The organism is Algoriphagus locisalis (assembly GCF_900116615.1).
Taxonomy (GTDB): Bacteria; Bacteroidota; Bacteroidia; order Cytophagales; family Cyclobacteriaceae; genus Algoriphagus; species Algoriphagus locisalis.
This window is the reverse complement of record NZ_FPBF01000009.1, coordinates 151,127-164,125: the sequence shown is the minus strand read 5'-3', so window position 1 is coordinate 164,125 and position 12,999 is coordinate 151,127. Positions and strand designations below refer to the sequence as shown.

The window sequence follows — 12,999 nt, the reverse complement described above, 5'->3', positions numbered from 1 at the left end:
GACCCGAAAACCAGTTAAATACAAATCTCCGGGTCCTTTAACAATAAGTAAAATAGGTATTCTTAACTATAGGTTCTATCGTGAGAACGCTTTTCATTCCACATATCGGTAGGTGCAAAATAAGAGCTATCCGACGGATGAAGATGTGCTTTTATCACTTCCTCATTCAGCTCAATCCCTAAACCTGGCGCATCTAACGGTACAGGGGCGTAACCTTTGTCTATCATTTTGCCTCCACCTGTCATGGTCACTAGATCTTCCCACCAAGGTATATCTACCGAGTGATGTTCCAAGGCCAGGAAATTTTGAGTAGCAGCCGCGCAATGCACATTCGCCATAAAAGAAACCGGAGTTCCAGCTTGGTGCATCGCCATACCAATTCCTTTTTCTTCTGCGTAATCAGCTATTTTTTTTGTCTCCAAAAGCCCACCTGATGAAGCCAAATCCGGATGAACAATATCCACTGCATGATTATCGATTAGGTCTTTGAAATACTCCAGAAGGTAAATATCCTCTCCTGTGGTGGTAGGCGTATTCAAAGCATCGGTGATCGTCTTATGCTGCTGCCACATCTGCCACGGCACCATGTCCTCTAACCATGCTAGGCGGTACTTATCCAATGCCTGTCCTAGTCTGATACAGTTATTGAGATCAAAGTGACCGTAATGATCAGTAGAAATAGGAATATCATAGCCTACCATACCACGTACATGATCCACGATTTTGGCGAGTTCATCCAGTCCTTTTTCCGTGATCTGCACTCCTGTGAATGGATGAGCCGTGTTGGCATATGACATATAGCCTCCTTGCCACTGACTTTTTCCCATTTTGAAAATCTCAGGATTGACGATACAACCTGGAATATCCATGATCTCACCGATGGAAACGTCCATTTTCAGCCAAGTATATCCTTGTTCTTCAGTTCTGTATTTGATTAGTTTAAGTTGCTCCTCTGGAGAATCTGCCTCGGGAGTATCGGCATATAGCCTCACAGAATCGCGATATCGTCCCCCAAGCAACTGCCAAGCAGGAACATTGTAAGCTTTGCCACATAGATCCCACAGGGCCATTTCCACTGCACATACGCCCCCAGCTTGCCTTGATTGCCCACCAAATTGTTTGATGATTTTGAAGAGCTTCTCTACATTGCAAGGGTTTTCTCCCAGTATCCTGCTTTTCAGCATCAACGCATACTTAGGATCTGCCCCGTCCCTTACCTCACCCAAGCCGTAGATCCCCTGATTGGTATCTATACGGATGATGGCTGTACCGTTCATCACATTGGTGAGGGCATAGCGCAAATCAGTGATTTTTAGATCAGAAGGTGCAGACGCACGACGTACATTTTTAGTCGTTTCGGCCATGGTGTCTTCTATACTAAGTCCCATCAAGGCAGATAAACTCAAGCCACCAAGCGCTGTTTTTTTCAAAAAATCTCTCCTATTGTCTTTGGTAAATGGGTTATCAATTTCAGCTTGACGCTGAGCGGTGTAAGCACGCTCTCGCTCCTTATTCTTTTGAATGAGGTGTTTTAGGGTGTTTTTCATGGTAAAATGGGTTATTGGGTTATTGAGTATATTCGATTTGAAGGGAAAATGAATTAATAATTCCGCTCTTTGAGGTAATTATCCAATTCCTCTTTGGTCATGGGCAGTTTTCCTGGATAATTATTCAGCCAATCCAAAAAGTCCTTTTTGATTTCCTCGGTCCACTGGCTATCAATCTGGCCGGCGAGATACTTACCTTCACGAAGTCTCTGGTGACCAAATTCATCTCTTAACCCGGTTACTTCTGAAGTCAATACCAGCTCCTCCACCAAATAAGCCGGAATAAAAATCACTCCGTACTTTTTGGCCAAAACCACATCGCCAGGTAGAACAGTAGCACGTCCCACTCTAATAGGAGAGTTAATGGAAGTCAACATCATTTGCTGAATATAAGATGGATCCTGGCCTTTCATCCAGGCATTAAATCCTTCGATTTCTGATAAGCCTTCCTGATCTCTCACAGAGCCGTTGAAAATCACTCCACGCTGGGATTTGGCATAGATGGCATTTCCGAGATTATCGCCAATAAGTGTCCCGTCAACTATTTTCCCATAACCATCGGCTACATAAACATCGCCGTTGGAGAGAATATCGATAGGCCAAGAATTCGTCCCTCCCTTGGGAGATCGCCCTTCCTTTTCCACTCCTTGATCTTTCACCTGCTTTTCCAAGTCCGGTCGAAGCGGCATGTATTGCGCTGTGACCACCCGACCTGTCATCGCTTCATCCGGAAGCATGATTTGCCATTCTCCTTCGTATTGATTCTGATAGCCTTTGTTGCGCAATACGCCCCAAGCTTCTTCAATGGAGATTTTCTTTAGGCGTTCCAGAATGGAATCAGAGACCTTCGGTCTTCCATCAGCAAATCTTTCACCTTGCCAATCGGCCGTTAAAGCTTTGATATATTCTGGTGAAGCGCCTACATTTTGAGCTTGTGCCTCTATTTTGGGCATTAAAAAAAGGCACGAAAGAGCACCTATCAAGAGAGAAGTCTTGATCTTCTTTTGAGGTAATGAAATTGGGTTCATGTAGTTAGGATTTATGGTTTTTGATTCGCATTACAATGCTGAATTCAAACCTTTGTCATGATTATTCAAAGAATGGAATTCCAGGAACTGCGTGTTTTTTCATTCCTTCCTCGTTGATTTCCACTCCAATTCCTGGTTTTTCAGAAACTGTGATAAAACTATTTTCAGTCCTTGGTCCATCATAGGTTACGATGTCTTTCCATAGGTCATCTGTGTCCATGTAGATTTGCCATTCCATGATCTGGAAGTTGGGCACAGAAGCACAGACATGGCAACTAGCCATTGCTCCAAGAAAAGAAGCTACCATATGTGGTGAAAAAGGCACATAATAAAGGTTTGCCAGATTGGCTATACGTTGCCCCTCGCCGAGTCCACCTGCCTTTTGCAAATCAGGCATGATGATATTCAAAGCTCCATCTGACAGTAATTTTGTGAATCCATAGGCGAGATAGATATTTTCTCCCGCACAGATAGGAGTGCTAGTTTCTTGGGTAATGTGCTTATACATTTCGGGGTTGTCCGCAGGAATAGGTTCTTCTAAGAACATCAAGTTCAATGGCTCATAAGCTTTTGCCATTTTCATCCCGGTGACGGCATCATAGCGTCCGTGCATATCCACACAGATATCTATATTTGGCCCCACCTCTTCCCTCACTGCCGCGATAGCATTGTACATTCGCTCTATTTCAGCTGGGCTTGCGGTCCAGTTGAATCGGTCATATTTATTTGGATCTCTGGCATCATCCACATCAAATTTCACAGCGTTATATCCTTTGGATACTGCATTTCTTGCCGCCATGGCATAATCATTTGGAGTAGGATTTGTCGAGGTATAAAGCGCTGTGTCGCAATAAACACGGATTTTATCCCTGAATTTCCCTCCCAGTAATTGATACACAGGGACGTTAAAGACTTTCCCGGTAATATCCCAGAGGGCCGTTTCTACAGCAGTCAAAACCGCTACAAATACGCCGGATTGTGCACCTCCAAAAAATGCTCCTTTGCGGATTTGCTCGGCAAGACGATTGGGATTGAGAGGGTTTTGACCTCTCAGCTGTCTGCCCATTCTTTGGATCATGTAATAGGTTCCTTGGATGGCATCAACCGCCTCTCCACAACCCCACACATCCTGGTTGGTGTATATTTTGACATAGACTGCACCCCTTACGTAGGCACATTTTACATCTGTGATTTTCAGATCAGAAGGATTAGAGTAAGGATTCTGTTTGGCTACAGCTTCATTGAGGCCACCAAAAGTCCCCATCAAGCCGGCACCGGTCAGGCCAGCAACTGCACTTTTTTGTAAAAAGGATCTTCTTGAATTCTTAGATTTCATAGGTTTTTTAGGTTTTGATATAGTTTACCAGGTTCTGTTTTTGAGTATTTCTTGAATTTGCTCCCGTGCTATTGGCAATTCGTCGATATGGGATTCAAGCCATTGAGAAAAGTCTTTTTCTATTTCATCAGACCATCTCGTATCGATATCACCAGCGGTGTATTTTCCCTCACGGATTCGCTCATGTCCAAACATATCTCTCAGCCGGACAACTTCAGAAGTCACCACAACTTGCTCGACTAGATGTGCAGGAATAAAAGACACCGCACCATCTCGTCCTAAGACAACATCACCTGCCATCACGGTAGCTTGACCAATTTTTGTAGGCTTATTGATGCCTATCAACATGGTATTCAAATCTCTTGGTTGATTGTGATGAGAAGGATGATAGCTGCGATAGTAGGAAGTAAAGCCCCCGATTTCTTTCAGCCCTGCGATGTCTCTGATCGCACCGTTGTAAACTATTCCATTGCCTGAATTGGCAAAAATCGCATTGCCTACGTTATCACCGATAGTGGGCCCACCATCGTGTATCCCAAATTGGTCGGCGACGTAAACATCTCCTTTTACCAATAAATCCACCGGCCAAACATTCTGACCTTTCTTTCCTTCAGCCTTTCCGCGGGCATCTATAGCCCCATGGATATCTGGCCTGCCTGGCATAAACGTAGCCGTCAGTGCCCTTCCTACCATAATGCTGTCCGGGTTGATCATTTCCCAGCCTTCAGCATATTGATACTTGTAGCCTGCATTTTTCATGACAGCCCAGGCTTCATCATGAGTCACGATTTTCATACGCCTCAGTAGGTCATCAGACACTTTAGGGCGACCATCTTCAAATCTTTCTCCCTTCCATTCTTGGGTGAGAAATAGCATTTCCTCTTTGGAAATTTGCTGTGCAAAAGAATCTATTCCAAAAAAGAATAGAAGCAATAGGGTTATATAGGTTTTGTTCATTTTGGAATATAACTAAAATTAAAAAGAACCGAGCCTGAATTTTCCAGACTCGGTTCTATTTTTATTTGTCCCACCAAACTTTGGTTGCGAGATTGTCCGCGCCTTGAGCAGAGATAGCTGCTTGGACGTTTACTGAATTCACAGAAATTTCAGAGTTCGGATAAGTTAATCGGTTAATGAATTCCACCTCTTTGCCTGGGTAAGGATTTGGAGTCAATTCCGGGTAGCCGGATCTCCTGAAATTGGCAAATGCTTCAGGACCATTCAGGAAACTGGAAACCCAATATTGCGTGTTGATCTGCTCCAATGCCATGGATTGGTCAAAGGGGTTTTGCTGGAGATATTGGTTTATTTCCGAAGTAGAAATAGTTGACGCTTCATCTACTGTACCAAGTTGCTCCATATGTGCACGCACACCGGTATTGTAATACTCTTCTACCGTCCCGCTACTGATCCATCCTCTTTCTCTGGCTTCTGCCATTAGCAAGTAATTTTGCGAAGCAGTTACAAGAAAGTTCGGAGCAGTATTTTTGGTCACCCGTCTTCTATCTGCTTGCGCAAATTCATAAAAACTGGCAAGTCCCAGAGCTGAAGCTGCACTTACGGCACCAGCATTATCATTTCCCATCGGCAATCCTTGATGAACACTTGCATCATAGGTTTGATTAGCCACGGTCTGTTCTGGACCTGATTTGGCTCCTACATAAGTGACCGCAATGGCAGAAAGTCGAGGATCATTATTGCTTCGCAGGTAATCTACGAAAGGCTTTGTGAGGTAGAAGTTGGAAGCTTCAGTCGCATTTAGAAAATTACCGATTGGGTTGGTGTAGTTTGCATCATGGTTGATTCTGGCATTTTCGTCATTTGTCAAAATAACCCCACCCTGCACGGCAGTCTGCACCACTTGTGCAGCTTTGGTCGGATTTACTTCACTCAGCCGCATTCCAGCTCTCAAAAGAAGTGAATAACCAAAATTCTTCCATTTGTCCAGGTCACCGCCATAGAGAATATCAGCAGCCTCTAATGGCCCAGATGGATCCAAAGCAGCAGTAGCTTCAGTTAGTTCATTGATTAAATCATCGTAAATAGCCTCTTGGGAGTCATAGGCAGGAAGGTAAATCTGTTCCGAATAGCCTTTTCCTCCTTGGAAATAGGGAATGCTTCCATAATCATCTGTCAACACCATAAAGGCAAAAGCCTGGATGATTCTGGTCATATTCTTCAAATTAGCCCGGGCAGGATCATCTTGGACTTGTATGATTACATCACTGGTATTTTTAATCACATTCCTGTAATATCCCTGCCAGAGCTCCTGAGTCAAAGTTCTGTTATCCTGGTTGTAATTGGCACCGGATACCAGTCCGGAGTTAGGAGTGACTATTTGCTGCACTATCCCAATATCATAGACTAAGCTTCCATTTGGGTAGGCACAGCCAACGATTGCGGCATTTAACTGAAATGCCGGATCAATCGCCGTAGCACTTACTTTATTGGTATTGAGTTCGTCGAAATTGCTATCGCAAGCCGATGAATACAGTACCACAAGTATGATTAGTAGGTATTTATTTATCTTTTTCATGGCTAGATGGGTTAAAATTTGACATTCAGATTGAAACCTAAACCTCGGGTAGATGGAAGGCCTGTGGACTCCATTCCAACCAAGTTATCCGATGAATATCCGAAGGATTCGGGGTCGATATTGTCAACCCATTTCTTTATCATGAAGACATTGTTGGCTACGAAATTCAGCTTCACTGATTGGAAAGGCTGGTTTTCTGGTAAATGCTTCGTAAAGTCATAGCCCAAGGTAATTTGCCGTAACTTCCAATAACCTCCGTCATAAACAACTGGCTCCACTAATGCCTGAGATCTAACCACTTCCCAATACGATTGCACTGGCGCAACCACAGTATTAATTTCGCCTGCTTCATTTACTCCATCACCTACTACTCCGCCCTCTCTTCCTTCCAAAGTCATCTTATGAAGCCCATGTCGGGTGGCGTTGAAATTGGTACCTGAAAGCATGACATTTCCAAGTTTGAAATCGATTAGGAAAGAAAGCATCACACCTTTGTAATTGAAGGAGTTATTAATCCCTCCTACCCAATTGGGTAATGCACTTCCGAAATTGACAAGGTCTGGAGTACGAAGCGGAAGTCCATTGGCACCGAAAATCTTTCTTCCCTGCTCATCCCGTCTATAGCCAAAACCTGCAACTTGCCCCATTTCCATTCCCACGATCTGCCGTAATTCTCCGTTGAACACGTGGGTTCCCACTGTAATCCGCTCTCCGGGAGTATCTGTGAGTAGGCTTAGTACTTTGGTTTTGTTGTAAGCTGCATTGGAAGTAATCTCCCAAGTAAACTTATCATTCTCGACAGGAACTAAAGTGAGGAGCATCTCGATTCCTTTGTTTTCACTTTGACCACTGTTGATTGAGGTGTTCACGAAGCCAGAAGCGTCCGAAATCTGTGCACTTACGATCTGATCGGTAGTCAACTTTCTATAAGCTGCCATATCAAGGCTTACTCTACCTTGAAACATGCTCAATTCTAATCCAATTTCTGCTTCTCCTATCCGCATCGGGCGAAGGTTCGGATTGGGTAGATTCGTTCCGATAGGCCCTCCTACAGGTTGACCGCCAAAAAGGTTATTATTGATTCCGTAGAAAAGCACATTGGAATAGGCTCCCACGTCTGCATCGGATCCTACTTCCGCATAGGCTGCTCTAAGCTTACCGAAATTCAACCAACCGGTTGGATTAAAATTCTCAGAAAAGACCCAGCTTGCAGATACGGATGGATATATGATGCTTCTATTGGCTTCTGATAAAGTGGAGAACCAATCATTTCTGACCGTTCCAGTTAGAAACAATTTATCTTTGTAAGAGAATTCTGCAGATCCATAAAGGGAATTCACAGCACGCTCATTCAGATCATAAAGTGGATCTTTAGCTCTGCCGTTTTGGACAGTGTAAAGACCTCTTACCACGAAATCCGTCACCTGTACACTATTTAGTTCTGACATGCGCTGCATGTGATTACCACCGAAATTTGCATTTACGCTCAGATCTCCGAATTGCTTGTTCGCATTGATGAGGAAATCTGTATTGATCTCTCTGAACCTCCGCTGATCTTGTGTGTACACGCCGTTCACAAATCCTGCAGGAGCAGCAGCCCTTGAGGCTTGGCCTGTTGGGAAGTTGTTGTAATCCTGATCTCTAGACCAATAATCCTGTCCTACTCTTCCTTGGACAAATAGCCAGTCGTTGATTTTGTATTTCAAGGCTACATTTCCGAAAATCCTGTCCCGCTTGATATTCTGGAATTGATCAGAAAGTGTGAAATAAGGATTTGTCCTGTTTCTGAATCTGGAATAGACCGCTTCGTTTCCATTTGCATCGTAGCGATTGTCCCTCAATACATCCAGAGGCATAGAATTGGCCATGTTATAGAGCGCAACTGGAATGGTATTGTCCTGCTCGCCTATATTTGGAGGATTGGTATTCTTTTCGAAAGAGTAATTGAAGTTACCTCTGAAGCTGAATTTAGGCGTCAGATCATAGCCAAATCCCAAATTGATCGTCTTCCTGTTATACGTATTGTTAGGCACAATCCCTTTACTGTTCAGGTCAGAGAAAGACAGGCTAAGACCTCCTTTTTCTGTAGAAGTAGCTAAGGTGATCGAGTTAGTTACGTTCTGTCCATTCCGGAAGAAATCATTTATAATTCCTTTTACTGGTACGTAGGGAACAGTCACTCCGTCAAAAAGCATCTGTGTCATTCCTGGCTCGAATTTCTCACCAAAAGACCATTGCCCCGAAGTTGGATTGGGTGTAGTAGGTCTTACACCTTGCTCACCCTGTCCATATTCATATTGGTAATCAGTAAAATCGAGTGGGGCTTCATTGGTATAATTGAGGTTATAAGTCACTCCTATTCCTCTCGTGTCATTCTTGCTTTTAGTGGTGATCATGATCACCCCGTCTTTGGCACGGGAACCGTAAAGCGCAGCAGCAGCAGCTCCTTTAAGTATGGTCATCGACTCTACATCATCAGGATTGATACTGGAAAGTCCATCTCCACCATCGGAAGTATTTCCGCCACCACGGGTTCCTATACTGCTATCGGAAGCATTGTTTCCAGGTTTAGATCCAAAATTGGTGTTATCAATCGGAACACCATTGACTACAATCAGCGGATTGTTTTGACCGGAAATCGAGGATTGTCCACGGATTCTGATTTTTGAAGTTCCGCCAGGACCCGTCCCTAAAGCTGAGATGGAAACACCTGCTACTTTTCCCTGCAGCGCATTCATTACATTGGGAGTTCGGTTGATCGTGAGCTCATCTGATTTCACAGTGGAAGTAGCGTAACCAAGACTTTTTGCCGTCTTTTCGATGCCTAGAGCCGTCACCACCACTTCTTCCAGATTGCTTTCATCCACCTGCATGGAAATAGTGAATACAGTCTGATTTCCAACTCTCACTTCCTGGTCCATGTATCCCACGAATGAAAAAACCAAAACAGAATTCTCATCAGCTACATTGATCACAAAATCGCCCTGCACATCAGTAACAGCCCCTACAGAGGTCCCCTTCAGCAATACGTTTACACCTGGAAATCCTTGACCATTCTCATCTGTCACTTTGCCTCCCACTTCGATTCTTCTTAGCTGGGATTTGGATTGTTCTGCCACCTTCCTAGCGTTACTTGCCATGGATGGTCCGGCGGAGATTTTACTCAACTGTGTTGATTCAGATGGAATGAGTAAAGTATTGGTATTCGCTTTCTTTGGAGAGATTATGTAAAAGCGTTCAGCTGCTTTCTCATACTTCAGGCCTGTACCTTGCAGTAGTGAGGTAAGACCTTGCTCCACAGATTCGAAAGATTCTGTCTTTGTCCGGATTTTCTTTTCCCGGACCAACTCATCCTGATACGCGATGGAGACACTAAAGTCTTTCTCCAGCTTACTCAGGCTTTTGTGTAAATCATCATAATTTTTGCTGGCGTTTCCAGCAGGGTTAAGAGTCCGTCCTGACGCTAGTAAATCTATGGTTTGCGGAAGCGCATCCCATGAGATCGAGCAGGCTAGACACATGAATAGTAAGATCTTTTTCATGCTTAGAGGTTTTTAGGTTATTTGGGGAATAGAACATTTTGGGTTATTTAATCAGGTACTTATTATTTTCTTTAGTGAGTTCCACATTGAAGATCAAAGCGATCTGTCGTAGAAATGAGTCCGAGTCAGTCAAGGGCATGGAACCGGAGGCGGTAAGCTCCAGTGCTTCTTTGTTCTCGACGTCGATGGTGACTCCATAATTGTCCCGAGCCATTTTCACCATTTCGGCGAGACTTGTTTGTTCGAGGTTTAGTACATTGTCTTTCCATGAGGTGTGAAGGGAAGTATTCACTCTTTCCCGCTTGAATTTATTGTCTTTGAATTTCACCAGATCACCTGGATTCATGACGATCTTGCCTTCCTTCTCCTTTACAGGAAAGCTCAATGTAACCATACCTGAGTTGAGAATTACTTCTGTCTCCTCAGCCCGGTTATATACATTGAATTCGGTTCCTAGCACCTCAATCGTCACATTTTGGGAACTTAGCACTCTGAAGGGTTGATGATCTACTTTATGTACCACATTAAAAAATGCCTCTCCCTCAATCTCGATCTCCCGGGCTGTTTGCCCCTCCCAATTGTCCAGGTAAGTAAGCTTGGAGTTAGAATTTAATTTCACCGTAGAACTGTCTGGCAACGTGATTTCGAGGGTTTCGCCAAACCCGGTCACAAATTCAATTTCCTTTGGAAGCAAAAGTAAATACACCAAAGTCGCGACTGCCAAAACAGAGGAAACCCCTGCTGCTACGGCCCAACGGTATTTTTTTGACCTGTAGGTCTCTAGAGATTTTGGAGGCATATTCACATCTTCCTGAATTAAGGACCAAACATCCTTTAATTCCTCTGGAGACATTTCTTCTTTGGAATTTTCCAACGACAGAACCAAACTTCTGGCTTCTTCTAGCAAGGCGGACTTTTCCGGGTGCGCTTTGATCCATCGCATCCAAAACTCATCATGCTCGGGCGTAGAATAGAGTACCCACTCCTTAAAAAATGGATCTACAAGGTAATCCTCAATGGAAAAATCAGAATAATCGGGATGATGGTAATTCACAGGCTCTTATTTGGTATATACCTATAAGAGTATGAGCCTGTCAAAACCTCATCATAATTTTTGATTTTTTTTTTTAATCGAACGAAATGAGACCTTTTAGTATGATCTCAGATTATCACTTTCATAGCTTGGAGAGCCTTAGAAAGTAAATTATGAGCTGAAGCTGTACTGATTCCCATTAGGGAAGAAATTTCAGCATAGCTCATTTCGTTGAAAAAGCGGAGAATCACTATTTCACGCTGCCTCTTGGATATTCTACCCAAAGCTTTAGTGACTTTTTCTTTATGATAATTCTCCTTGTCCAAGGCAATTATTTCCTCTTCCTTGGACAGCTCTTGAGTCAAAAAATGTTGCTCATCAGGCTCTTCTGTAAATTTTTTACTTTGATTAATCGCCTTGATCAGGATATTTCTGAAAGACTTAAACAGATAATATTTGACCGAATCCACTGGGGATAGCTCATGTCTTTTCTTCCATAGCCAGGCAAAAAGTTCCTGGATACAATCTTTGACCAGCTCGCGATTGTAACAGATATGCATTCCGTAATTAAAAAGTGGATTAGCGTACCTGTTATAAAGACTGGAAAAAGCCAGGCTGTTGCCATTGGACAAGGTCAACCATAAAGCCCGATCATCCGCATGCTTATCTTTCGTGCCTTTTGAGCTATTTGACATCAAAACATTTACATCATCCCCCATTTTCGAAATTATATTTCAGTAAAATCGAGATTTAAGGTAGTTAATATTTTGACATAAATCAAAAAACAAGAGTTTGGCCAGAAGTTTTAGAATATGCTCTTACTCAATTCACTCACCCAAGCATTCCTGCAATAAAAAATCCGACATAAGTTCCTAGAGCATTCCCCAAGCTCCCAACCAAAACTCCGGGAATTAGCAAATCCGGTCGGTTCAAACTCTCTGCCGAAGCAAGTGCTGTTGTATTCCCTCCCACATTTGCCTGAGAGGCCACTGCAATGACATCCCAATCGATTTTGAAAAGTGCCCCAACTCCGAAAATCACTAGGCCGTGAATCAGCACAAGTATGGAAACAAATAGAATAAGTGTACCTGCAAGATCACCAAGTCCTGAAAGCGTACTGAAGTCACAAAGAGTCCCAATTGTGGCCAGAAAAAGCAGAATTAGAAAAAAACCTATGGTATGACTGCCGGAAAGCTTTTTTATGAAGGAAAACTGGGCTAGAATCAACGCAATGGTGGTGAGTGTGAGAATTTCTGGGATTTGAGGGTAATACTGGAAAACCAACTTTGAAGCTGCCATGGCCAAAAACGCTAAGCCAATTATACTTGCCAAGCCAGCAATGCTAATTGATTCTTCAGCCTTAACTTTTTGAACTTCACTAGCTGCTGGCAGTAGTTTTTTTCTTGGAAAGAAACGCTGTAAATACTTGGGCAAAATCAATGTAGCAATAATCCATGGAGTACCTATCAAATTATCCACCACCGTGGTAGCTGCAAATAAATCAGCATTTTCGTTTACATGATAACTCAATGCTACAGCATTGAAATTAATACTACCTCCTATATAGGTTCCAGTGTACATTCCCGCCACCGCATGAGCTAGTGGGCCAATTTCAGAAGCAGGCTGAACAATAAACCACGCAACTAAAACTCCGACAATTGTCCCAAGGCCCCCTATTCCAAACATGAGTAAGATAGGTCCTCCTGCTTTTTTTAGGCTTTTGAGATTGACCTCCAGCAATGCAATAAAAATCCCCATCGGAGCCAAGTACATAAAAACACCGGTATAAACTGGGTTACCATTTGTCGCAGTAGGAATGACACCTAGGTTTGCCGCAATAGCAGTTGCCAAGATCACCAAAATCGGTGTACCTATCGTCTGAAAGCCTTTGAACCTTGCCAACCAAACACAAAGTAAGACGAACATACAAAGCATGCCACTGACATAAAATGGGTCTTGAGTCCAAGTCATTGGGGA

At 43.3% G+C, this 12,999-nt stretch carries 9 protein-coding genes; all 9 read right to left on the bottom strand.

Going from position 1 to position 12,999, the window contains the following annotated elements; genetic code table 11:
- Positions 1-62: 62 nt before the first annotated feature.
- The 9 genes from BM386_RS21265 to BM386_RS21225 all read right to left on the bottom strand — a co-directional run bounded on the left by BM386_RS21265 (position 63) and on the right by BM386_RS21225 (position 12,993).
- A complete protein-coding gene (locus tag BM386_RS21265) occupies positions 63-1,547 on the bottom strand; it encodes a mandelate racemase/muconate lactonizing enzyme family protein (protein ID WP_091697879.1) in 1,485 nt (494 codons plus the stop codon).
- Between the two features lie 53 nt (positions 1,548-1,600).
- Entirely contained in the window at positions 1,601-2,575 is a 975-nt protein-coding gene (locus BM386_RS21260; RefSeq protein ID WP_091697877.1) for an RraA family protein, read from the bottom strand.
- A 61-nt stretch (positions 2,576-2,636) separates the two neighbouring features.
- The gene (locus BM386_RS21255; RefSeq protein WP_091697875.1) at positions 2,637-3,911 is read right to left on the bottom strand and encodes a mandelate racemase/muconate lactonizing enzyme family protein; all 1,275 of its coding nucleotides are present in this window, start codon (positions 3,909-3,911) and stop codon (positions 2,637-2,639) included.
- A gap of 24 nt (positions 3,912-3,935) precedes the next feature.
- Positions 3,936-4,868 carry an RraA family protein gene (locus BM386_RS21250; RefSeq protein ID WP_091697873.1) on the bottom strand — a complete coding sequence of 311 codons (933 nt, stop codon included), beginning with the start codon at positions 4,866-4,868 and terminating at the stop codon, positions 3,936-3,938.
- Between the two features lie 61 nt (positions 4,869-4,929).
- Positions 4,930-6,447 (bottom strand): SusD/RagB family nutrient-binding outer membrane lipoprotein, encoded by a 1,518-nt coding sequence (locus BM386_RS21245; RefSeq protein WP_091697872.1) that lies wholly within the window; start codon positions 6,445-6,447, stop codon positions 4,930-4,932.
- An 11-nt stretch (positions 6,448-6,458) separates the two neighbouring features.
- Positions 6,459-9,989 carry a SusC/RagA family TonB-linked outer membrane protein gene (locus tag BM386_RS21240; RefSeq protein WP_425285322.1) on the bottom strand — a complete coding sequence of 1,177 codons (3,531 nt, stop codon included), beginning with the start codon at positions 9,987-9,989 and terminating at the stop codon, positions 6,459-6,461.
- Positions 9,990-10,032: 43 nt separating this feature from the next.
- Positions 10,033-11,043: a FecR family protein gene (locus BM386_RS21235; protein WP_091697870.1), complete on the bottom strand. Its 1,011-nt coding sequence runs from the start codon at positions 11,041-11,043 to the stop codon at positions 10,033-10,035.
- Between the two features lie 107 nt (positions 11,044-11,150).
- On the bottom strand, positions 11,151-11,717 hold the full coding sequence (locus BM386_RS21230) for an RNA polymerase sigma factor (protein WP_170857147.1): 567 nt from the start codon (positions 11,715-11,717) through the stop codon (positions 11,151-11,153).
- A 136-nt stretch (positions 11,718-11,853) separates the two neighbouring features.
- Positions 11,854-12,993 carry a DUF819 family protein gene (locus tag BM386_RS21225; protein ID WP_091697867.1) on the bottom strand — a complete coding sequence of 380 codons (1,140 nt, stop codon included), beginning with the start codon at positions 12,991-12,993 and terminating at the stop codon, positions 11,854-11,856.
- Positions 12,994-12,999: the final 6 nt, after the last annotated feature.